A 21,888-nucleotide genomic window follows, 5' to 3' on the forward strand; every position below is an offset into this window, starting at 1 on the left:
CGAGAACGGCGAGGCCCTGACGGCTGCGCAGGGATCAGCCCTGGCTCACGGCCTGCTTCACCAGCTCGGCGATCTGCTTCTCCACCGCAGGCGTCACCTTGGCCAGGGCGAAACCGGCCGCCCACATGTCGCCGTCGTCCAGCTTCGCCTGATCGCTGAAACCGAGCGTCGCGTAACGCGCCTTGAACTTCGCCGCGCTCTGGAAGAAGCAGATCATCTTCCCGTCCAGGGCATAGGCGGGCATGCCGTACCAGAGCTTCGGCGCGATGTCCGGCGCGGTCTCCGTCACGACCGCGTGCACCCGCTCGGCCATGACCCGGTCCGAGTCCTGCATCTCCGCGATCTTGTCGAGCACGTCCTGCGCCGCCAACGCCGCCTTGTCCGCACGCGAGCCGCGCCGCGCCGCCGCCTTCTGCTCCTTGGCGTGGTCCTTCATCGCGGCACGTTCCTCGGCCGAGAAGCCTTCGTACGTGCTGTTCTCGGTGCTGCTCATGGTCCCTCCCGTAGCCCGTGGGTCTGCTCGCCCGACCCGGTACGTCTCGCGAGCCCGGTCACACTCCCAGTACAACACCCGCCCCGCACACAGCCCTCGAGATCCACTCGAGCCTGCCTCGAATGCCGCACGCGGTACGCCCGAAGCCGGGGGCGGGCCGGTGGCCGGTGGCTCGGCTCGCACCGACGGCTCGAAGGATGCCCGGTGCGGCGGCCCTGCCCCATTCGTCCATCACAAGGGAGGTGTACCCGGCCAGCCGAACGGGAGAAGGGGCCGCTCTGCTAAGTGCTCCGAGCTCAGTCAGCAGTACCTGCGCACCCGCCCGGGTGCTGAACCCGAGATTGCTCCGCGCCACGACCTGCCTGACCACCGGTTCAGTCCAGCTGCATACACACCGACTTACTGAGGTAGGACGCCTTGACCCACCCCGTCTTCCCGGCCTTGATGCCGGACGCGGTGCGGTCCATGGTGAAGGTCTTCCACCACCCACTCCGCTTCTCCTTCGGCGTACCCAGCCGGTCCCCCTCCCGCAGAAGACCGAGCGACACGTAGCCGCTGCCGGGACCGGAGCGGAAGTGAACCGTGGTCGTGGCCGTGTACCCGCATCCGGCCGCCGTGGCGGGCCCGGGACCGGCGAAGAGGATGGCAGCGGTGAAAGTGGCTGCCGCGGCGGCAGCGATCATCAGTCGTCTCACGCCACGCCCAACTGTGGGCACGGCCAACAGACACGCTCCTTGATCGATGATCACCTGGCCGGGACGCCGCAACGCCGATGCGCCTCTTAAAGAAGTAAATCAAGGAGTGAAGGGCAGAACGGGTTCGGCCGCGTGGGTGATCATGGTGGACGCGGCGTCCCGGAACGGCAAGTGCATCAGTTGGGCGGGTCATGAAGAAGCTGATGCTGGCCGCCGTGGTGGCGGCCCTCACGGTGTCCCCGGTTGCGGCCGCTCCGACGATGGCGGCACCGTCTGCAGTCTCCACACCGAGCGTGAAAGCGTGCGCGAAGAAGTGGGAAGTCACCGGCAAGAAGGTCGCGGTACGGATGCCGGAGGACAACAAGCCCGTGGCGTCACCGGACTCTCCGGTCGTGCGCTACCTGCACCGGGGGGACGTGGTGACCTCGTGCATCGAGGCGATCGCTCGCACATGGAGCGGCCCGGCCTACCGCAAATGCGGTCGGGAAGGGCACGTCTGGAGGATCGTCCGTGGCGGCCAGGTGCCCGCCACGTGTCTGAAACGAGCGTAATTGCATCTCATCGGGCGCAGCACGGTCCTGCCGCAGACCGCCGGCCGGGGCGGTCTCGAGGCTGCTCTCCCGGGCAGAGGCAGGCGCCCTTGGACAGGATGAACGTTCTGCGGTTCGCACTATCTCGCTGCGGCTTCCTGTGCTCCTGACCCCGAGCCTGCCTCAAGAGGTGAGGCAGGGCGTGCCTGTCTTGGAATGGAGTGCACCGTGATCGTGCGATTCGCAGGCGGGTCTCTCGCCGGACGCGTCCTGTGCACGTACTGGACTGGTTGGTCCGGCGGCTGGCTCAGGCCCGAGGGAGGGGACTGGTCGCTGTACCGCCCCGCCCACCGTGACCAGGCGAGCGGCATCGTCCTCGCGGAGGTCCAAGAGACAGGGGCGGTCGCGTCCGGTCGGGGGGTCCCCACCCCCGAAGGTCAAGGCTTGAGCTTGCCTGTGCGGATCTTCTCCACGCAGGCCGGGCAGTACGTTTTCGATGAAGGCCTGACACGCCCGCATCCCTTGCACGTCGCCTTTTTCGGGGCGCCTGGAATCGAGGCGCCCGGAGTGCCTGCGGAGAAAGCGACGAGCTTCTTGGTCTGTTGGCGCCATGACGGGAAGTGCGTTTCGTCCAACTCCCTAATGGCCTCCGAGTCCGGGTCCGGGCTAGCGAACCTGGCACCGCGGATCTTCTGGATGGGGGAAGCGATCCGGTTTTTACGCGTATGTGCGCGCTTGCGTGCCATGCGAGCCCTTCTCCCTGGCGTGGCTGGCCGCAGTGGGTGTGGCCAGGTCGCGGTATGACGATCGGTATCTTTCCAGGCTCTCGGCGTAGGCGGCTTCTGCGCCCTACCTGAAATTTGAAGGCGTCTTGCATCGCTGTCCGCCCCACCAATAAGCGGAATCATCACTACCGTTAATGGCTGCGGGATTGATCCTCACGGCCGGGTGCGGTCAAGGGATGGCTGGACGCCCTCCTGGCCGCCCGGCACGGCGGACCCGCACGGTTACCCGGGTCCGCCTCCGCGACGGCTGCCCTGCCTTGGTGTACGCCGTGGAGTGGGGCGAGGGCGGCCCGCCCGTCGCCGGCGAGGATGCCTCGCTGGAGGACAAGATGCGGGTCTCCGCGAAGACGCGCCGCGCCAAGCACGCGGCGGGCGCGAACGGGAAGCGGGCCAGCTGGCGGGAGCGCGCCGAGGCCCTCGGCATTGACGTGGACGCGATGCTCGCCGCGGCCGCGCCCGGCCCGGACGGTGGAGCATCTGTCGACGGGCCCGGCGGCCCGCGCATCCCGCCGCCCAGCGACATCGCCGCCGTGGTGTTCGATCCCGGCACCGGCGTCACGGCGACGAAGAAGGCGTTCACCCGTGCCGAGCTGATGGCGGCCGTCGTCAACGCGCTGCCGTACGGGTTCGGCGGCGCGGAACTCACCGAGCTGCAGCACCTGGTCGACGACGTCCTGCGCGTCGAGGGATACGCCGTGCCGCTGCGGCACCTCGGCTCCACGGTGATGTCGAGCACCGACCGTACACCACCCGCGACGTCCTGGCCGCCGAGGAGGTCGCCGTCACCAGGCCCGGGCGCGGGTCGGCGACAACACCGTCCGCCTGACCCCGGAGAAGGCCGACGCCGCCATGTCGGTGTTCGCCGTGGCGGCCGGTTTCGAGTTGTCCGAGCAGCAGCGCGAGGTCGTTACCCGGCTGCTGACCGCCGGGAACGGCATCGACGCCGTCGTCGGTGTGGCCGGCGCGGGCAAGTCCACGCTCATGGACGCGTGCCGGATCGCGTGGGACGCCACCGGCACCATGTACGCGGGTGCGTGCCTGTCAGCGGTCGGCGCGCAGGGACTGCAGGACGCCTCCGCCATCCCCTCGCGGACCGCGGCCTCCTGGCTGAAGCGGATCGAGTCCGGCGAGGGCCTGACCGGGATCGACGTCCTGGTCGTCGACGAGGCGGTGATGACCGACGACCGTTCCGCGGCGAAGCTGCTGACCGAGGCGGCCCGCACCGGCACGCAGGTCCTCGCGATCGGCGACCCCAAGCAGCTCCAGGCCGTCGGCATCGGCGGCTGGTTCGCGGAGGTGCACCGCCTCGTCGGCGGCCTGACCCTCGACGAGAACCGCCGCCAGCGCGACGACGCCGAGCGGGCCGCGCTCGACATCTGGCGTACCGGCGACCACCGCAAGGCCCTGGAAGTGCTTGCGGCCGCCGAGCGCGTGCACCCGGCGGCCACCGCCGACGAGGCCCGCTCCCAGATGCGCCGCCCGCCGCGCCGAGCTCGCCAGCGCCGAGCAGGAGCGCCGCCAGGACGACGTCGAGCTGCCCGCGTACGACACCGGGGAGACCGGCGCGGACGGTCCGCAGTGGTCCGAGGAGCACCAGGCGCGGCTCGACGAGGACCTCCGCGTGCAGGAGCTGCGGGCCATCCCGTCCGCAGCCAAGCGGCCGTACGGCGACCTGTCCGACAAGGAACTGCGCACCCGGATGGGCCTCTACCTGGAGGCGGCCGAAACGGCTGAGGCTCTGGCCGCCGAGGCCCGCGAGGAGTACCGGCAGCGGCACGAGGCCCTGGAGCGCGACGCCGAGGCCATCACCACCCGCGGCCGCGAGTTCGCCACCCGGGCCGACGTCGTCCTCACCGCCGCCGAGGCCCTGCTGACCCGCGCCCGTGAGGAGACGGACGCCGCCGCCGAGGCGGCGCAGAAGGCGAAGGAGCTCCGCAGCCAGTACGACAAGACGGAGACCGCCCGCAGGGTCGGCCGCGTCACGCTCGCGCTCACCTTCACCACCAAGAAGGCCGTGAAGAAGGCGACCGACAAGCTGGTGGAGCAGCGCATGGAGGCCGAAGCCGAGGAGATGCGCGCCAAGCGGGCCGCCGCGGACGCCCGCGCTCAGGCGTGGGACACGCTGACCGAGGCCCCGGACGCCCGGACGCTCGGGGCCACCGGCTACCGTCCGGCCACCGTCGAGGACCTCGCCACCAAGCTGCAGGAGCTGCGCACCGCCCTGCCGGATCGGGCACAGGCGATCGACACCGGCGACCTGCGCCGCCGCAACGACGCGCACGGCCGCATCCAGTCCTCGACCCGGAAGGCCGCCGAGTTCCGCGGCTACATCGACGCCGTCCGCCAGGAGCAGGCGTACCGCAGGACGATCCGGGAGCTCAGTCCCGACCGGCACGACGAGGAGGCGCGCTACCGAGCCGACCAGGCAAAGCAGAACCGCCAGGTCCAGCACTAGGCCGCCGCGCCCGCCGTTCACCCCAACCAGCAGCAGAGGCGAGGACAGAAGCGCTGAGCAGGGACCAAGATATCGTCACTCCGCGCCGGTACCAGGACCCTCATAGACCTGTTGGACCCAATGGGGCCAACGGCTACTGAGCCGCAACGAAGAAGCCCCCGGCGGCGCCGGGGGGGGGCCGGTCAGCACAGGATGTGCCGCCGGTTCTTCGCCAGTAGCGGGTCCAGCGGACGGCGGCACACCTCGCACCGCAGCCCGCCCGCCGGCACCGGCGGCAGAGGCATGGGAGCCGGTGCCCGCGCCACCCGTTCCCGGGACTCACGGACGGCACGGGCGTACCGGGCCTCACTGTCCTTGCGCCGCTTCGCTTCCTCCCGCGCCTCCCGCTGGGACTCGGCTAACCGCTGCTGCAGATCCTTCGGCAGCACCGCGCCGCCCGCCCCCAGCCCCAGCGTGCCGAGCGGCATCGTCACCCGTTCCAGCTCGTCCAGCGCACAGGGCGGATGGTGCAGCCCGAACACCGACAGGTCCGGCGCCTGCCACCACTGGTGGACCTGCGCGTGCGGCCGCCCCAGCGACGTCGCCGCCTCCCGCTTCGAGACGGAGTAGAACCACACCGGCAGGCCCTCGTCGAGCACGACGTGCGGGAAATGCACCCCTGGCCGCCAGAACCAGACGTCGACCACGCCCTGGCGCGCGTAGTCCCGGTGGCGGGCCCGCCACCCGTCGTCCGTCATGAGCTTGCGCTGCGCCTCCAGCGCGATCTTCGTGCCATCCCGCAGCAGCACCTCGACGTCGGCCCGCCGGTCGTGATCCTCCGTCCACTGCTCCAGACGAACCCGGTCGACCCCGGGCCTTGACCATGCCCAGGCCGCCAGCAGGTGCTTGGTCGTGATGTGCCAGACCGTCTCCGGGCTGTGGCCTCCAACCGGGGCCTGCCCGGGCGGGTGCGCGAAGTGCCGACGGACCTTCCCGCCCAACCGCCCCCGCGTCACCAGCGGCACCCGGGAGCCCGCCGGGGCCTCGAACCCGTGGAAGCAGTAGAAGCACACCAACTGACCCGTCCCGCCGTACCCGACCCGCTTCCAGTGCTCCGGCGCCCGCTCCGAGACGTGCACCTCCCGACAGGTCTCCAGGTCGAACCCCACCACCAGTAAGTCGTCATGCACGCTCTGCCCCTCCCCTTCGCCTCCCCCGTTGCTGCCGTTGGTGGAGCCCGAGGAAACCCGCCGCCCCACAAGACTTGCGGCACCGACTGGTGTTCGCCGCCCTGCTGCACCGCCGCGTCCTCCGCCAGGTGGTGGACAACATCTGTTGCCGCTGGTGTCCGCTTCGCCGGTCAGCCTGCCTCCAGGGCCACCACGGACCACGTGGCGGTGCGCCAAGTAGAGGGAGGGAAAGGGCAGTGGAGGCGACGGTGAAGCCGGGAGCGGCGGAGAACATACCGGGAGCGGGCGGAGCGCCGGAGCATCCATACGGCAGCGCGGCGCGCGGCTCCCGCTATCAGGGGTAGCGCGGGCCGACCGCCTCCCGGTCCTGGCAGAACTTCCACCGCACGGAGATCCCGGACCGGCAGGAACCGCAGTGATGCCCGTGCCGCCCTGGCCGCCGGGGATCTCCTGGAACGAGGATGGCCCCCGCCGTAGCGGGGGCCATCGTGGATCTGTTCGCGGTCAGTGGCGGCTCTGCCACCAGACGACGAGGAGGCTCACGGCGCCGCTCCCGACGCCGTACGACACGCCTCGGATCATCTGATCCTGCACGGTACGACCGTGACGTGCGGCCCATTTCCGCAGCCAGGGCATCCATGGATGCCCTGGGGTGGGGTTGTTGCTACGCTCCTTCATAGGTCACCTCTTACGTATGTCGCGTGGTTCGTGTCCTCGCAGGGGAGTCCTGTCGACAGGTTCCTAGGCCTGACGTCGGCAGGGGCTCCCTTCTGCGTTGCTGGAAGTCTAAGGGGGGCTGCGGGGGTTGAAACCCCTAGATCACAATGACGGTTGGCCTCCTCGTCCATCCGGATGAACCCGCCGCCACGGGACACCACGGAACACCACGGGACGCGGCGAAACACCACACGAACGTGTGAACCAGCACCCGCCAGATGTGGCGGGGATCACGTACGCGAGTGGTCCGATCGCCCAACGTCGCGGCCTCCTCCTTTAGGTGCGGGTGACGGCAGTGAGAGCACCGTAGGACAGATCGAGGGTTGCGCGTGCGGGGGGTCTGCAATTCGCGCCGCTCGAGGACCGTTCCGGCGTCACCGCAGGTCACGGCCGGGCAGTCAAGGGAATCGATGGGAACTCGGCAAGTTCCTGCAAGTAGCCGCGAGTATCTGCAAGGTACTGCCAGGTACCTCTAGCCTGCGGCTTCTCGGGTTGTCCGGTTCTCGCCGGGCGGTAGCGTGCATGACGGCGCCCCCGGCCACTGATCCTGGTCGGGGGCGCCGCTGTGTTGTCTCTGCAGGCGCCCGCTGTGGCTGGGCCTGTCGGCTACTACCAGTCGCGGGAGGTGTTGTTGATGGCCATGCGGAACACGCTGGTGAGGTGGTCGGGCATTCGGTAGCCGACCACCTTCCCGAAGCCGGGGCCCTGGGCCTGGATCGGCGCCTCCATGCCGTCGGGCCACCAGCCCTCCCGGATGCCGCGGTCGAGGATGCGCTTCAGGGCCGCGCTGTGGCCGCGCAGGCTGCTGTCCTCGCCCTCCCGCAGGTCGTCAGCGCTGACGTAGCCATCCCGGCTCGCGGCTTCCTTCAGGATGCGCTGGGCGCGGGCCGGCAAGGCGAGGTAGTACCGCCGGGCGCGCTCACGGTCCCAGGTGGTGTCGACCTCGACGTGGGCGGCGTGTTCCGCCAGGAGTTCCAGCAGGCGTTCCTGAAACTCCTGGGTCGGCTGGTCGACCGTGACGGTGATCTTGATGGCGCACTCCCGGTTTGATCGAACGTGGATAGATGCCGTTCTTACGAGAGTGACGGTAGGGCGGGCAACCTCTTTAGTCAACGGTCTATCCACGTTAGAACTGACGAGCTTGGAGGGGAGGGCGTCATTCCTCCGGAGAGGGTCGTTCCCTTGCCGACTCTTGATGACGTCGACAAACCCGACCCCTACGGCCTGGACGTCGGCGGTGGGCTCGCCGTGCTCCTGAGCCGTCGGGCCGTGCGGGCGGCTCCTGGTCGTGACCAAGACCGCAGTCCTGGCCGCGCTGTACGACTTCGTCCTCCACGACGTAGTCGGCAATGTCATCGCCGGGCTGGTGCTGCTGGCCGGCACCACCGGATGGCAGCGCATCCGCACTCGGCAGCAGGCGTGCCGGACGCCTCCCAGCACGATCGAAGGGGAGGAGCCGCCCAGCTGACCTTCGCCAGGTCCAGGGAGCCACCACCGACCGCGTCGGATAACTGCGGAGTTATCCGACGCCACCTCGGGCGCCCCCTCAGTCGAGTCAGATACTGAACGGATGACCGACACCCCTGAGCGCAAGCCAGACGTCACACGCTCTGCCCCGGTAGGGTCCGTTGACCTTCAAGCCTTCGACGACGACGGAACCCCGTACGAGATCCAAGCCTGCCTCGACTGCTACCCCTGGTACGCGGAGGTCGCCCTTGCGGAAGGAGAGATCCTCGTCCGCGAATGGCACGCTGTCGAATGCCCGACGTTCCTACGGCTCATTGCCGACTGAGGCCCGCGCTGGACCCTCGGGGGGCAGTCGACAACCGCGTGACTAGATGTCGCGGCTTTCCCGCAGTCACCAGGGAAGGACAACCGCCCGCTCGTGCACCAGTTGTTCCTCGCGCGGGCTGAGCTCGGCATACAAGACCATTTCCTCGACATTGGTGAAGGTCCCACCCAAACGTGCTCGAGCCCCAACGATCCTGGACGCTGCGTCGGCCGAAAGACGGAAAGTCCGTCTCAAGGTCTCCGCATCCACACCGTTGATGTCGATGAGACCGCCGTCGTCGAAATCGGCGTTTCGACCAGGATCGCCGATCCCGAGCTCAAGAGCGAGGCGAGGGTTCTCCAGTGCGATCCGTTTGCCCTCATCTCGTTTGCGCATCTCCGCCTCGACTGCGGCAACCGTTACGGCAGAAGCACTCTCCGAATGTGACACAGCCATTTCCTTGGCCACAGCTGCTGGAGCGGTCCTGCTGGGGGTTCCCCCCAGACGGCCCACCCATACACTCGACAACGTAGTGAGGCTGGGTTCAAGGTAAATCTTCGAATCAACTTCAACACGGTCTCCCCATCCCCGCTGCGCAGCGAATACGAAGTACGCGGCCAGGCGGCGTCCTGGATGAAGTACTACGTCGAACAGAGCCCCGTCCATGACGTCCAACCCTGCTGCCTTACGCGCCGGGTTGCCAACGCGCGCATAGTGGTACTGGTAGTGCAGGTCGAACTTGAGCAGTTGGGACCCGACGTTCTCCACGATGGCATCGACTTGGAAGAAGTTGAGGGTATCCGTCGTCCCTCGCATCCCTTCGTCTCTGACCATCTTCTTGAGGGTCTTCTCATCGAGATCGGGTGCTTGCACACCGGTGAAGCACAGCTTCAACCCGCAGTCGAAGCTGTGTGATTCCCCGATGTTCAAGAGGCTTGGCGCCGTCTCGTTTTTCTTCCCCATGCCGGTTTCCTCCCCCAGGCAGGACAGAAGCGCCTGCCTTGGTCCGATTCACTCTGTAGTTGTACGCGGTCGTCGTGGGAGAGCATGAGGCAGGCCCGCGGGTGTGCGACGTCGGTCTGCTGGTGCCGCACGACTTCGGCGCGCACGCCCACACGAGCGGCAGTGCACGAACCACGGGCGGGTGTATCCCCGGAAGACCTCAGCGGGCGCGTACCCCAGGTCCCGAACCAGCTGGATCGCTCCCCACTCGTGAACCCGTGCAGACATCGCTAGGTCGGCCTGCAGTCGGACGTACTCCCCCCCCGGGGTTCCTCCCGCCCGCCTGCCCCGCCAGGTCTTCCTGGAGCCGGGCGGCCGCCCGCTGCCAGGCCCGCACCAGCTGGCCGTGGCGCTCTACAGGAATCCCGCAACCGATCAGGAAGGCTTGCATCTGAGGCAGGGAGGGCCGTGTCCTGCGGGCAGCAATTCGCTGGGCAGTCGAGTGCGGTAAGCGACCGAACTGTTCCATGGTCGATTCGGCTCGCCGTTCCATGAGCCGGTATGGAGGGCTCCCCTTCCTTTCGCGCAGATCGGCCAGGAAGGCCCCAAATCGGCGTAGTTGTAGATCTGCTCGACTCCCGGGGCATCCCGGGGGCCACGGCGGCCAACGCGCTCGCTGCGGGCGGCCAGCCACAACGTCCGGGCCTTGGGGATGCCTAGGCCGCAGGCCCTCGCGAATTCCTCAACCACTTCCCAGGATGAGACGCGCTTGCCATCAGCAGCACGCTGAAGAGTGGTGGGGTGATACTGAGTCAGGTCGGCCAACTCCCGGTAGCCCAGACCTCGGCGGGCTAGGCCATCACGCAGGTGCTGAGCAAGTCGTCCGACGGCGCTCTTCGGGTTCGGGATTGGGTGGCGAGCCCGAGCGCCGCGAGCGCCACTGCCGATGCGAAGAACATCATGGTGATGGTCGAGACTTCAGCTTGGACCGCACGCTGACGTCGATTCCCAGCGCGTCGCCGACCTGCCGGGCCATGTTCGCGGGACGTCCCACGCCCTTCCCTCCCCGTTACGGCTGCCCGGAGAGACGTGCGAGCGCCACGATGGCCTCTCGCTGCGGACTGAATTCACTGCACCGTGTGACTTTGCGGGTCCAGAGCGTGAAGATCTTCAAGATCGGCGGGCTCCTGGGCTGCCTTCTGCGGACTCTTCGGGCTGATCTTCTCAGGCCCTCTCCACAGGTAGCGTGCATCCGAGGCCAACCGGGCGCGTGAGACTCGCCCGGATCACCCTGTCGCTGGTGCTCAGGGCCGCAACGAGCCCTTCTTTCAACTCGTTCGGCATGCCTCTCGCCCCGAGGGCGCAGGCACGCATCAGGTCGCGGCAGTCCTGTACTTGCCGGCCTGAGGCGATCGCGGTGAACAGCGGGTGCGCCAAGGTCTCGCGGGCCGCGTAGCCGTCCCGGGCGTTCGTCGTCCTACGGTGAAGGTCGTCGACGATGCGGCGTGCGGCAGGTGTTTTGGCGGATCCGATCGCGTCGAGGACCGTGAGGCCGAGGCGGATGTCGAAGACGGTCATGCCCGGTTCGGTCTCCCGTCCGGTGTACGTCGTCACCAGGTCCGCCACGTGGCGGTCGACCGGCTGCCTGGCAACGCGACGGCACAGGACGGTCAGGCAGGCCGCGACGGCCTGTTCCCACGGATCGCCGGGCGCCGTCTCGGCGAGGAGCACATCCGCCCGGACGGAGTCGCCGACGGCGAGCGCGGCGAGGACAGCGGTCTGGCGCCCGTCGAGCATCCGGCTGCCGACGCCGCAATGGGCTTCGATGTGGGCTTCGGCCTCGGACCACCGTCCGGTGGCAGTGAGGGTGCGGGTGCCATCGGCGAGGAGTACGCGCCAAAGCCACGCGCGGACCTCGCGGCGGTCCTCGTCGGTCGCTGTGAGGCCCGAAGGTACGGCGACGCGGTCGAACCGGGTGGCCGCACCCGCCTCGACCGCCGCATACAGGTCGAGCAGCCGTCGACGGCCTTCGTCCGCGCGTCCGGTACGGATCTGGAGACGTGCGAGATTGACGACCGGTTCGAGAGCTCGGATCGCGCTCATCCCGGGCAGTGGGCAGGCGTGGAGGTAGGCGGCGGCGTGTCGGCGACACAGCTCGCGGGCGAGGTCGGGGAGGCCGACGTCGGAGGCGATGAGCGCGGCCTGGTTGCAAGCGGCCGATGCGAGCCCTTGATCGCTTCTCTCGACCGCGGTGCCGGCGAGTTCGACGAGGCTGCGTACGCGTTCGGGGAGAGGGAGACAAGGAGGGCGCCATCGGGCAACGAGCGGGAAGCGTTGGGCTGTGAGTCCGTGCGGGTCCATGGGTCCCCCGGCATGAGTGGGAGCTGTTGCTGGGCCGACGGTGCCTGCCAGCGGGCGTACGGCTGGCAGGCACCGTCTGTTGCATGAGACCGCGTCAGCGCCAGTCGACGACGATGCGGTTCAAGGGGGTATCGAGCGCGAAGAGGCCGGGGCGCTGCTCGATCGCGGGGGCGTCGAGGGACTGGATCTCGAACACTGCCTCACGACCGCGGTACTCCCGGTCCCAGGTGCGGACAGCATCGGCGACCTGCACGGCCAGCTCTTCGCTGCCGGGCCCGTGGCCGATGACGCCGAACTCCCAGAGTTTGCCGCCCTCCGGTGTCGTCTGCTCCGACAAACGCCGCGCAAGGTAGGCGATGGCACCCTTGCCGACCACCGCCGACGACGAGGGGTAGGGGTCCTCCGTGAGCAGGGTGCCCTTGGCACTGTGAGGGAACAGCATCCGGATCAGGCCCGAGGGGAGAGAGCAGGTCAGGAACAGTTCCATCCACTCGGGCGATTCCATGGCGCGGACCGTCGTGCCGGTCCACTCCTCGGTGCGCGGCTGGTACAGGACGCCGGCGACGGCGACGGCGTCGATGTTCTGCCCGGCCGGGGCCTGCAGGCGTACGGTGCCGTCCGTACTGAGCGGGATGACGCGGCGAGCGTCGTCGGCGATGCCCTGCCGCAGCGGCATGAAGGTGTTCATCTCGCTGCCGAGGGACATCCATCGGCCGTCGCGCTGCTCGTAGGCGATGGAGCGGGACACTGTGCCCTTGAGCCGCTGGGGGACGAGGAGCCGGCCACCGGGCGCGAGCTGCTGCAGCCAGGCGTGCGGCACTCCGTGCGCGCCGACGGTGGCGACGATCCGGTCGTACGGTGCGCCCTCGGCGTGGCCGAGTGCCCCGTCATGGGTCATCGCCGTGACGTTGTCGATTCCGGCGGCGGCGAGGTGCGCGCGGGCGCCCTCGACCAGGTCGTCGTCGACGTCAAGGGTGGTTACGTGTCCGTTCTCTCCGACCAGGTGGGCGAGCAGAGCGGCGTTGTAGCCGGTACCGGCGCCGAGTTCGAGAATGCGCTCGCCGGGCCGGACATCGAGCTGGTCCAGCATGAGGGCCACGACGCCCGGCTGGGAGGCGCACGAGATCGACGTGCCGTCGCTGTCGTACTTGATGTGCACCGGTGCGTCGGCGTAGGCGTCATCGAGCGACGCGTCGGGCACGAACAGGTGGCGCGGCACGGTCCGCAGGGCGTGCTCGACGGCAGGCCTACGGGCGTGTCCCTGGGCGCGCAACGCGTCGACCAGGGCGTTGCGGAGGCGCTCGGCGTCTGCCGCCGTGGGGGTGGCGATCGTGGCGCTCACTCCGCGGACGCCTTCCGTGCCGATCGCCGCTCCGCCTGACCCTGCGGCGTTGTCGTTCGTTCCCATGACTACCTCTCGTGCGATGTCGGACATGGCGCTCTGGTCACTCCTGAGGAGGCCGGCGCGGTTGGAGTGGAAGATCGTGTGGTGGGCGACGACGGCTCGGAGACCGCGTGTGAGGGCACCACGGTCGGCGAGGGCAGCAAGCTCGGCACCCGCCCGCTCGAATGCGGCCACCCATCCGCCGCGCCCGGCGAGCGGACCGCCTGAGCGGCACAGACCGTGCGCGTCCAGGGTCATCAGCTTGCGCATTGCCCGCTCGAGTTCGGCGGCCCGCTCGTCAGGCGGACGGCCAGTTGTCGGCCGGAAGGCGGCGACCTTCGCCCATACGTCCCCCTGCTCGAACCAGTCCAGGCCGGCCGCTCGCATCATCGCGCTCGTCAACAGCACGGCGGTCTCCCGGCGCCCGAGGCTTTCCGAGCCGGGCCGATGGGTGAGCAGGTGGCGGCTGTCCTGGTGGAACAGCTCGTGAGCGGCTTCCATGGCCGCAGTTCCGCCGAAGGCTTCGGTCTCGGGTTCGTAGACGCCGGGCAGCCACGACACGACCTTGCCGTCCTGGACGAGGTCGCTCAACATCGCCTCGACTGCAGGTGAAGGCTCGTCCGCGCGGTATCGCAAAGGCCAGGGCTGCTTGTTCATGAACCACCAGCCCGTGAGCTGCTCGTCCGCTTCTGCGGTGAGGAGGACGGGGGCGATGCGTTCGGCGACGGCTCGCTGGGCGCTCTCACGGTCGGCGAAGGTGATGTTGTGCTGCTGCCAGCGGTCCGGGGGCATGCGGATGTCCTTAGGTCGATGGGGTCAGGCGACGAGCAGGCAGGAGTCCCAGGCTGACAGGGGCGGTTCGGCGGCACTGAACGCGAGGAGGGCCAGAGCGATACCTGCTGCGCCGTCGAGGAGGCCAGGGCCGCGCTCTTCGTCCTGGATAAGTGCCGTGGCGGTGTGCACGGGGTCGGCGCCCGGCGGATGGACGGCGGCCAGGAGCACCGGGATCACGTCGCGGAGCCGTCCGGCGGTCGAGGGATGGGCGTCCTCGGCGGCACGGGCAGCGATGTGTGCGAGGCCGGCGAATCCGTGGCACAGGCCGTTGTCCGTCGTGGCCTCGAGCTGAGCGGGGTTGGTGAGGGCGGCCACGAGTGCGTGCTCGGCGTCCAGCCGGCGGCGGGTATCGCCGAAGGCGAGTGCGGCGAGTTGCCGGGCGCGGGCGAGACCGGCAGTGCCATAGCACCATGACGGCCGCCGCGGCGCGGACGGGACCCGGCGGCCGGTGCGCAGTTCGGTCCGGGTGACCCAGTACGGCCATGCCGGGCCACGGCCGGTGTCCTCCTGCCAGTGGTCCAGCCAGGACAGGATCCGGCCCACCGCTTCGTCGTGGCCGGCGACGATGGTGCCGTGCCGGGCGGCGAGCGCCAGCAACGCGAGCACGCCGCCGACGCCGTGTGCCATACCGCTGTTGGCGTGTCCGCCGGGTAACCGTTCGTCCATGCGTCCCGAAGGGCCTGTTGGCGTCCACCAGCCCGGCAGGGTTTCTCCATCCTGGGTGATCGGCTGGGTGAGACGTACGCAGTAGTCCAAGACTGCCCGCAGGGCGCAGGAGTCGGGGTCGCGGCGCAGAAGGTGGGCACCGTACCCGGTCAAGCCGCGGATGGCGTCGAACTCGGCCAGCGCCGGGAGGCGCCCGGTGTCGATGCGACGGTGAGCGGCGTCGACGCGGCGACTCGCATCGGCCGCCATCTGGCGGTCCAGAGTGTCGAGAGCGCGCTGGTAGGCACCGGGCAGGCAATCGGCGGCGCAGGTCAGCGCGTGCGCGAAGGCGGGCGCCCCGTAGAACGGGTGGCTGTCGGGGCCTCCCGTGAGCGCCTCACGGGAGGCAGCGGCGAGCCAGTCGTGGGCGCGCTGCCACGGGCCGAGGCCGGCCGCGGCCCGCTCGAGGTGCAGGAGCGCGATGCCGGGGAGGCCGTGGGCAAGGTGCTGCCGGTGTGCCTCGGGCAGGGACACCCTGCCCGGGTCGGCGAGTTGATCGGCGACGGCACCGGCCAGGTCGAGTGCGGCCTGCGCTGTCTGTGCGGTCATGGTGTCCTCCCGGTGGTGCGGGCGGTCCAGGCCAGGGCGGCGGCGCGGGCGAGGTGGAGGCAGACCTCTTCCTCGGGGAAGTTCACCGCGACGTGCCGCACGAAATGGACGTGCAGCAGCGAGGTCAGGACGTCGTCGAGGTCGATGCCCTGCGTGTGGGGTCCGGGCAGATGCCGCCGGTAGGCGGCGAGCGCCGCATCACGGTCCGCCCACGCGGACACGACAGCCGCTCCTCCAGGGGTGGTGCGCAGGGCGGCCCAGTCGTCGCCGGGGTCGGCCAGATGTACGGCGTCGGTGAACTGCGAGCGTGGTACGGGTCCGGGCGCCGTGGGCGGGATGTGGTCGATCAGCCAGCGCGACCCGGCATCCGGACTGCCGAGGAAAGCGGAGGCGATGGAGACGGCGTGCGCGGCCACCAGCGTGCGCTTCTGCGGGCGCCGCGGTTGAGCGAGCTGGGTCACGACCGCCCGCGAATCTGCACGGAACACGTCTTCGGCCGCGTCCCACGCGGCGCCGGAGCCCCAGCGCCCCGCTTCCCGGTAGGAGGTGAGGTACCGCAGGTCCGCCAGCAGGCCGACGTCGCGCAACTCGTCGGCCCACGCGCTCACTGTCCGGGCCGTCTCGGCGAACGCCTCCGGCGTGGGGAGCGCGATGCGCAGACGCAGGTGCTGCTCGGGGTCGCGGAAGCGGATGAACCACCACTGTGGGCCACCAAGCCGTTCGAGCAGGTCCGGCAGGTGACGGGAGAGCAGCACGTCTTGGCGGCGGGCGTCGCCGTACAACGCGGCCAGCAACACCGGCGAAGCGGCGGGCGTCTGCGTTTGGGCCGTGGAGAGGGCCCGTGCTGGGGTGGGGGCGGGCAGCTTGGGCCACGGCGACGGCCGGGTCGCCCTGAGTGGCACCACCACCTCGTGCGCGCGGCCCTCGCACCAGCCGAACGCCCCCGGTTCCGCCGCCTCGACGAGCACGGCCTGACGCGTTCGGTCGAGGTGATGGCGCAGCAGCGTCCGGTGACCGGCGTCGTCGAGGTCGAGGAAGAGACGCCGGTCGCCTTCCATGAGGTGGACCCGCCGAGGCAGCCGCCGCCGGGCCCGCCATTCGGTGAGGGCGGTGTCCCATTCTGTCCGGGGGCGTGCGCGACCGGGCAGCTCGAGCGCCTCGACCCGCCAGCGGGCGGGGACGAGCACGGTGCGTCCGTAGCGCAGACGCGGCAGGAACGGCATCGCCTGCGCGGCGCCCCAGTCGAACACGGTGACCTGCGCGTACTGGGCGCGGGGCAGCTCGGTGAGGAACCGCACGAGCGGCGGAGTGTGCGTGCGGAGATTCAGCGCGTGCATCGCGACGGCCTCGATGCGTCGGCCGCGCTCCGGATCGGCCAGGTACATGCGACGGCCGTCGCACCCGACTGCCAGGTCCGCGGGCACGAGGACGTCGTCGGCCGGGACTCGGTGTTCCTGAAGGCTGATCGCGGTCGGCAGGACTTGCGGGGCCCGCGTGACATGGGCGCTCTCCGGCAGGAGTGGCGGAAAGGAGAGCTGCGCGGGCACGGTGTCGTCGTCGGCGGTCGGGAGGTCGGACAGTTCGGTGGCCAGCGCCGATCGATCGGCCGGGGCCAGGATGCCGAGGAAGCGGCCGGTGGTCACGCCGGCGCCGCGGGACACACTCACAATCTCCAGCCGGAACTGCCCTCGCCGTAACTCGTCCACGCCTGCTGCATGGATCCGCACCCCCACCTCCAGGTGCGGCGGCAGGCGGGGCTCATCGGGCCCCACGTCCAAGGCGTCGATCAGCTCGTCGGTGAGGACCACCTCGTCACGGCCGTCGAGCGCGGCGGACTGCGCCAGCCGTACGAGCGCATCATCCCGGGTGGAAAGGCGAGGTCGGCGGGCACCGGGCGAGGAACCTGGGTAGCCCTCGAGGTAGCCAATGCCGCTGTCGGCGACGGCTTCCTGAAGCGGCACCATCGTGCCGATGCCGTACCTCTCGTAGAACCGCTGGTGGTACGCGCCCCATGCCGCGGCGCCGTACGGACGTGCACTGACCCGGGCCAGGAGCAGCGCAGCGCGCTCGGTCTCGCGGGCGATCGCGTCAGGCAGGACGAGCCGCGCGTCCAGGCGCAGGTCGAGCGCGACGGGATGGCGGCGCAGGCCCGGCACCAGGGCCCTCATCTGCGCTGCGGCTCTGTCGCGCTCACCGCGCGAAGCGCACTTCGTCAGCGCGGTCCGGATCTCCCCCAGTTCACGCACGGGCTCGGCGAGAGCGGGGAGGGTCTCGGCGTCGGCCATGCGGAGCTGGTCGAGCAGATGTCCGAGGGCGTCGCTCTCGGTGCTCGGCGCGTGCAGGCCCGTGATCAGCACACGCCGTCGGATCAGCTCCGCCAGCAGCTTGCGCACCTTCTCCGGTCCGGCCTTGGGGAACTCTGCCTCGAGCTTGTCAGCGAGCTCACCACCCCCGACCGGCTCCCGCGCAGCGGTGAGGACCGCGCGCACGGGCTCGGTCAGGGCCAGGGACGCCTCGACCGCGCGGAACCGATGGCCTCGGGCGGCGGACTGGAACGGCACGACGAGCCGGTCACCGCGGCTCATCAGGGTGTTGTTGACGACGACGGGCAGTCGTTCAAGGAGGTCCGGACAGGTCTCCATCCGTTCGACCACAGCGGCCAGCCATTCCGCGCCTGCACGGCCGACGGCCACGTGTTCCCCGCCCCAACTCGTGCGAGCCTGCGGGCCAAATCCGGCGACCGTCACACCGGCGAAGAGCCCGAACGGCGTCGCCCTGTGCAGGGAACGCAGCAGATAGCGGGCCACCGACAGTGCCGCCCGCCGCACGTCCCGCGGGGAAGGTGCAGGAGACGTACGCATGCTCCGTATCCGCGCGGCCAGAACCGGGCTGGCGTGTTCCAGGGCTTCGGCGAAATCAGCGTCGGCCATGACTGCACGCAGCCACGCGGTGCAGGCAGCGACTCCGTCGGCGGAGCGATCATCGAGATCGGGCAGCTGAGGGTACTGCGGCGTCGGCCGGGCAACGGCTCGGACGAGTGCGGTCGTGCCGGAGCGGAACACAGGGGACCGATCAGCCACCACTACCTCCTTGGGAGCGAGAGGGCTGCCGGTGCCACCACGCCGTCAGACGCGCCAGCACCGGCCAGCGAAGACACGAAGCCTCGGGATGCTCAGGCGACGTTCGTGGTGCAGGCGCCGCAGGTGGAGCCGCAGTTGTCGTCGGTCAGGTTGACCAGACCCGCCGGGTCGGCCACCTCGACGAGGGAGACGTCCAGGTCGAAGCCGTCCGTCGTCCCCTGGGCCTGCTGGCTACTCGCCTGAGTGCTGCTCGGTACTACCGTGTTTCGGGTCATTTCGACTCCTTCGGTGGTTGAAAAATTGCTGTGCGGTGCCGCCCGTCCCCGGCCGTACGACACGGCGCTCCCTGATCGGAGGGGTCGGAGACGGGAGTTTGGTGGGGCGGCGACAGCTGCGGCCGCCGCCCCCGAGAGGTCGCGCGGATCCAGGCGATGTCCAGGAAGGCCGGGGCAGTCACAGGCGTACTCACCGCCCATCCCTCATCAGGAGTTCGGCCCATACCTCTTTGCCCCACGGGCGCTGCTGCGGGCCCCGCAGGTCGTAGCCCCAGCGGTCGGCGATGCCGTCGATCAAGGGCAGGCCCCGCCCCGACTCGTCGTCGCCGCCGGCCAGGCCGAGGACCGGCAGGCGTGAAGGCGCCCGATCCACCACCCCGACCCGGACCCGTGTCGCGCTCGGCCGACCGACGATCAGGCGGATCGACCGGCCCGACGTGTGCGTGACGGCGTTCGCGATCAGCTCGGACATGATCAGCGCGGTGACGTCGACGAGGTTGTCGAGGTGCCAGACACCAAGGGCCTCACGAACGAGCGTCCGGCCGACCCCGGCTGTAGACGGCTCACAGGGGAAGGTCTGACTGTAGGCGGGATGTCCGGTGGCAGCGGGTTGCATGAAAGTGATCAGAGTCGTCATCGGGGTTGTGCCCTCGCGTCGTCTCGGTGCCCGATCCACCCCTGAGAAGGCGCCAGGAGGAGACCGGACCGTCACCGGCCGCGCGCGCTCCGGAGGAGGGGCGAGCGGCCGACAACCACACAACTCCCCTCTGCAGCCGAGTGGTTAGGGCGATCCGCCGTCCGTTGCGAGGAAATACCTAGGGTGATTTGACGTTCTCTTTACCTGGTGGGTGAGGGGGCGTCAGAGCTACCGTGCGGACATGGACACCACGCGCAACATCGTTCTCGAGGCGTGGATGGCCGAGCACGGCTACAGCTCCAACAGCCTCGCCGACGCCGTGAACCGGGCTCTTGAGCGACTGACCGGCCGGACCGGCGGCCTCGACGGCTCCTCGGTCCGAGCCTGGAAGGCGGGTCGTGTCATGTGGCCCAAGTCAGCCACCCGCAAGGCACTCGAGGACGTCAGCGGCCTACCCGCCGTCGCTCTGGGGTTCGTGCCACGGGGCCGGCCCTCGTCCACCCCAGTCCCACCGCAGCAGGAGGACCCCGAGATGAAGCGCCGTACCCTCGTCGGCGGCATCGCTGCGGCTGCCGCCGTGGCAGCGGCCGCGCCCGGTGCCGCAGGAACCCGCCGCATCGGCATGAGCGACGTGGACCGTCTGAACAGGCGCTTCGCCACGATCATCGCCAGCGACCACCGCCACGGTGGACAGGTCGGCATCGAACAGCGGGCAGCCGCGCTCGCAGACGAGGCGCTCAACCTCCAGAACGCCGGGAGCGCCACCCAGCGCGTACGCAGCAGCCTGTACGCCTCAGCGGCGGCGTTCCGTTCGTCGGCCATGTGGGCCGCCATCGACGGCCGCCGCTACGACGTCGCCAAAGCGCACATGCGTGAGGCCCAAGCCCTCGCCGAGATGTCCGGCGACCAGGCCATCAAGTTCCGCATCTGGAGCCATACGGGCACCATGTACCGCCACATGGGCCGGCCCTCCGACGCGTTCGCCGCGAACGACGTCGCCCGCAACCTGCACATCACGCGCCGTGACCCGATGTTCGCTTCCCTCGGCATGGCCCGGCAGGCGGCGATCCACGGCGCGGCGCATGACCGCACCGGCACCCGCCGTGCGTTCGACCAGGCACAGGAAGCCATGCTGCGCGCCGCCCCGGGCGACTACCGGCCCGTGTGGCTGCTTGCCTTCTACGACCAGGCCGAACTGCACTCCCTGGCCCTGTCCGCCTACCTGGCGCTCGGCGACCATCAGACCGCCGAGTACCACGCCCACCGCTGCCTTTCCGCGCTACGGCCGCACATGATCCGCTCCCGGGCCATCACCACGACCCGTCTCGCGCACGCTCAGCTCGCACAGGGTGCTGCCGACGCCGCCACGACCACAGCGATGAAGGTTCCCGCCGACGCCGCCACCCGGCACGCCCGGGTGACACGCATGCTGCAGGAGTTCGGGGCGGCGCTGCGCGCCACCGCACCGCGCAGCTCCACCGTGCAGAACTGGACCGAGCACACCGCCTCCTGGAGGATGGCCGCATGACCACGGCGCCCACGATCGAACTGCGGACCTTCACCACCCTCGACACCGTCCGCGGCGACCTGCTCGATGTCTACGCAGATGTGCGCGCCCCTCTCCTCCACCTGCCCAACTACGCGGTCACCGCGTTCGGCGAACGCCTGGACCGGCACGGCGACGAACCGGGATTCACCGCTGTCCTCGCCTACGCGGCCGGGAGCCCGGTGGGCTACGCCTACGGCAACTCCATCGAGCGCGGCGACCGCTACTGGCAGCGCACCAGCCCGACGCCGGCGGACACGTACACGGAGCGCCCGGCCTTGGCCCTGAAGGAGATCGGCGTCCGGCCGGCGTGGCGCAAGACCGGCACCTCCCGACGTATTCACGACGCCCTCCTCGCCACCCGCGACGAGCCCTTCGTCACCCTCATGGTCAATCCGGCGGCCGGGGACGGCAAGGTTCACGCCCTCTACAGGTCGTGGGAGTACGAAGACATCGGGCAGAGCCAGCCATCGCCGGCGTCGCCGGTCCTCACCGTGATGATCCGTACGGTTCGCTGATCGGGAGGGCCGACGTGTATGCCGCCGTCCTCGCATCTCGCGCGGAGGTCGGAGGCTCCTGGATTCTCGATACCCAGGGTGTGGTCCAGGTTGAGCGCGAGATGCGGCCGGTCAACCAGCGGCACGCAGCGGCCCGAGCGCGGCGTTCAGGGCGTCGAGATCGGCGTCCTTGGTGAGCTGGTGCACTCGGGTCGGCGATACCCCCGCCGCATCAGCGATCTTCCGAACAAACACCCTTTCGTGCCGGGCGGCAGCCAGGGCCCAGTCCCGCTCGGCCTGCTCCACCCGCCACGCGGCACGCCGCATCCGCGCCAACACACGCGGCTCGCGGCGGACCTTCTTCAACCGCTCCGTCACCTGCGACAGCCTGCCACCCTGCACCGACCACCCATCAACGTTCAGGAAGTTGAACCCAGGTACGGGTTCAGTGGCCCCGGACGCG

20 protein-coding genes are annotated in these 21,888 nt (G+C 69.8%); 7 read left to right on the forward strand and 13 right to left on the reverse strand.

The features are described 5' to 3' along the window. Positions 1-34 precede the first annotated feature (34 nt). Both Sco07f_RS32810 and Sco07f_RS40255 read right to left on the reverse strand, forming a co-directional pair. Positions 35-493, reverse strand: a complete 459-nt coding sequence (locus Sco07f_RS32810) for an iron chaperone (protein ID WP_007387430.1) — start codon at positions 491-493, stop codon at positions 35-37. A 374-nt stretch (positions 494-867) separates the two neighbouring features. Beyond that, positions 868-1,188 carry an SH3 domain-containing protein gene (locus tag Sco07f_RS40255; protein WP_167468294.1) on the reverse strand — a complete coding sequence of 107 codons (321 nt, stop codon included), beginning with the start codon at positions 1,186-1,188 and terminating at the stop codon, positions 868-870. Positions 1,189-1,379: 191 nt separating this feature from the next. Here Sco07f_RS40255 and Sco07f_RS32820 point away from each other — a divergent pair, with 191 nt between their 5' ends. From Sco07f_RS32820 to Sco07f_RS32835, 3 genes are all read left to right on the forward strand, one after another. Further along, positions 1,380-1,739: a hypothetical protein gene (locus tag Sco07f_RS32820; protein ID WP_244942184.1), complete on the forward strand. Its 360-nt coding sequence runs from the start codon at positions 1,380-1,382 to the stop codon at positions 1,737-1,739. A gap of 1,613 nt (positions 1,740-3,352) precedes the next feature. Next, positions 3,353-4,237: an AAA family ATPase gene (locus Sco07f_RS32830; protein WP_108989969.1), complete on the forward strand. Its 885-nt coding sequence runs from the start codon at positions 3,353-3,355 to the stop codon at positions 4,235-4,237. Continuing rightward, positions 4,125-4,958 (forward strand): hypothetical protein, encoded by an 834-nt coding sequence (locus Sco07f_RS32835; protein ID WP_108989970.1) that lies wholly within the window; start codon positions 4,125-4,127, stop codon positions 4,956-4,958. Before Sco07f_RS32830 ends, Sco07f_RS32835 begins: the two co-directional genes overlap by 113 nt. 182 nt (positions 4,959-5,140) lie before the next feature. Here the strand turns inward: Sco07f_RS32835 and Sco07f_RS32840 are convergent, their stop codons facing one another. Further along, positions 5,141-6,127 (reverse strand): competence protein CoiA family protein, encoded by a 987-nt coding sequence (locus Sco07f_RS32840; RefSeq protein ID WP_108989971.1) that lies wholly within the window; start codon positions 6,125-6,127, stop codon positions 5,141-5,143. 1,326 nt (positions 6,128-7,453) lie between these two features. Continuing rightward, the gene (locus Sco07f_RS32850; protein ID WP_244942185.1) at positions 7,454-7,957 is read right to left on the reverse strand and encodes a hypothetical protein; all 504 of its coding nucleotides are present in this window, start codon (positions 7,955-7,957) and stop codon (positions 7,454-7,456) included. Between the two features lie 175 nt (positions 7,958-8,132). On the opposite strand from Sco07f_RS32850, the gene Sco07f_RS32855 reads away from it, so the two are divergent. Together Sco07f_RS32855 and Sco07f_RS32860 are read left to right on the forward strand one after the other, a co-directional pair. Beyond that, positions 8,133-8,312 carry a hypothetical protein gene (locus Sco07f_RS32855; protein ID WP_108989972.1) on the forward strand — a complete coding sequence of 60 codons (180 nt, stop codon included), beginning with the start codon at positions 8,133-8,135 and terminating at the stop codon, positions 8,310-8,312. A gap of 102 nt (positions 8,313-8,414) precedes the next feature. Then, positions 8,415-8,636 (forward strand): hypothetical protein, encoded by a 222-nt coding sequence (locus tag Sco07f_RS32860; RefSeq protein WP_108989973.1) that lies wholly within the window; start codon positions 8,415-8,417, stop codon positions 8,634-8,636. Positions 8,637-8,702: 66 nt separating this feature from the next. Here the strand turns inward: Sco07f_RS32860 and Sco07f_RS32865 are convergent, their stop codons facing one another. The 8 genes from Sco07f_RS32865 to Sco07f_RS32900 form a co-directional block, all read right to left on the reverse strand. Further along, positions 8,703-9,578, reverse strand: a complete 876-nt coding sequence (locus Sco07f_RS32865) for a ComEA family DNA-binding protein (protein WP_108989974.1) — start codon at positions 9,576-9,578, stop codon at positions 8,703-8,705. Between the two features lie 414 nt (positions 9,579-9,992). Then, entirely contained in the window at positions 9,993-10,505 is a 513-nt protein-coding gene (locus Sco07f_RS41270) for a helix-turn-helix domain-containing protein (RefSeq protein WP_108989975.1), read from the reverse strand. Between the two features lie 276 nt (positions 10,506-10,781). Continuing rightward, complete coding sequence (locus tag Sco07f_RS32875; RefSeq protein ID WP_108989976.1) at positions 10,782-11,918, reverse strand: hypothetical protein; 1,137 nt, start codon at positions 11,916-11,918, stop codon at positions 10,782-10,784. A 94-nt stretch (positions 11,919-12,012) separates the two neighbouring features. Further along, entirely contained in the window at positions 12,013-14,094 is a 2,082-nt protein-coding gene (gene fxlM / locus Sco07f_RS32880; protein ID WP_108989977.1) for a methyltransferase, FxLD system, read from the reverse strand. A 24-nt stretch (positions 14,095-14,118) separates the two neighbouring features. Continuing rightward, a complete protein-coding gene (locus Sco07f_RS32885) occupies positions 14,119-15,390 on the reverse strand; it encodes a lanthionine synthetase C family protein (RefSeq protein ID WP_108989978.1) in 1,272 nt (423 codons plus the stop codon). Continuing rightward, complete coding sequence (locus Sco07f_RS32890) at positions 15,387-18,320, reverse strand: lantibiotic dehydratase (RefSeq protein ID WP_108989979.1); 2,934 nt, start codon at positions 18,318-18,320, stop codon at positions 15,387-15,389. The genes Sco07f_RS32885 and Sco07f_RS32890 overlap by 4 nt, the downstream gene beginning before the upstream one ends. A gap of 242 nt (positions 18,321-18,562) precedes the next feature. Beyond that, complete coding sequence (locus Sco07f_RS32895; protein ID WP_108989980.1) at positions 18,563-18,745, reverse strand: FxLD family lanthipeptide; 183 nt, start codon at positions 18,743-18,745, stop codon at positions 18,563-18,565. A gap of 190 nt (positions 18,746-18,935) precedes the next feature. After that, complete coding sequence (locus Sco07f_RS32900; protein WP_108989981.1) at positions 18,936-19,382, reverse strand: ATP-binding protein; 447 nt, start codon at positions 19,380-19,382, stop codon at positions 18,936-18,938. 277 nt (positions 19,383-19,659) lie between these two features. On the opposite strand from Sco07f_RS32900, the gene Sco07f_RS32905 reads away from it, so the two are divergent. Both Sco07f_RS32905 and Sco07f_RS32910 read left to right on the forward strand, forming a co-directional pair. Next, positions 19,660-20,910 (forward strand): NsdA family TPR-like regulatory protein, encoded by a 1,251-nt coding sequence (locus tag Sco07f_RS32905; protein ID WP_501207504.1) that lies wholly within the window; start codon positions 19,660-19,662, stop codon positions 20,908-20,910. Further along, on the forward strand, positions 20,907-21,446 hold the full coding sequence (locus Sco07f_RS32910) for a GNAT family N-acetyltransferase (RefSeq protein ID WP_174855450.1): 540 nt from the start codon (positions 20,907-20,909) through the stop codon (positions 21,444-21,446). The genes Sco07f_RS32905 and Sco07f_RS32910 overlap by 4 nt, the downstream gene beginning before the upstream one ends. 111 nt (positions 21,447-21,557) lie before the next feature. On the opposite strand, the gene Sco07f_RS32915 is transcribed toward Sco07f_RS32910, so the two are convergent. Beyond that, on the reverse strand, positions 21,558-21,803 hold the full coding sequence (locus Sco07f_RS32915) for a hypothetical protein (protein WP_159107006.1): 246 nt from the start codon (positions 21,801-21,803) through the stop codon (positions 21,558-21,560). Between the last annotated feature and the right edge of the window lie 85 nt (positions 21,804-21,888).

It is taken from the genome of Streptomyces coelicoflavus (assembly GCF_003112555.1).
GTDB classification, from domain to species: Bacteria; Actinomycetota; Actinomycetes; order Streptomycetales; family Streptomycetaceae; genus Streptomyces; species Streptomyces coelicoflavus.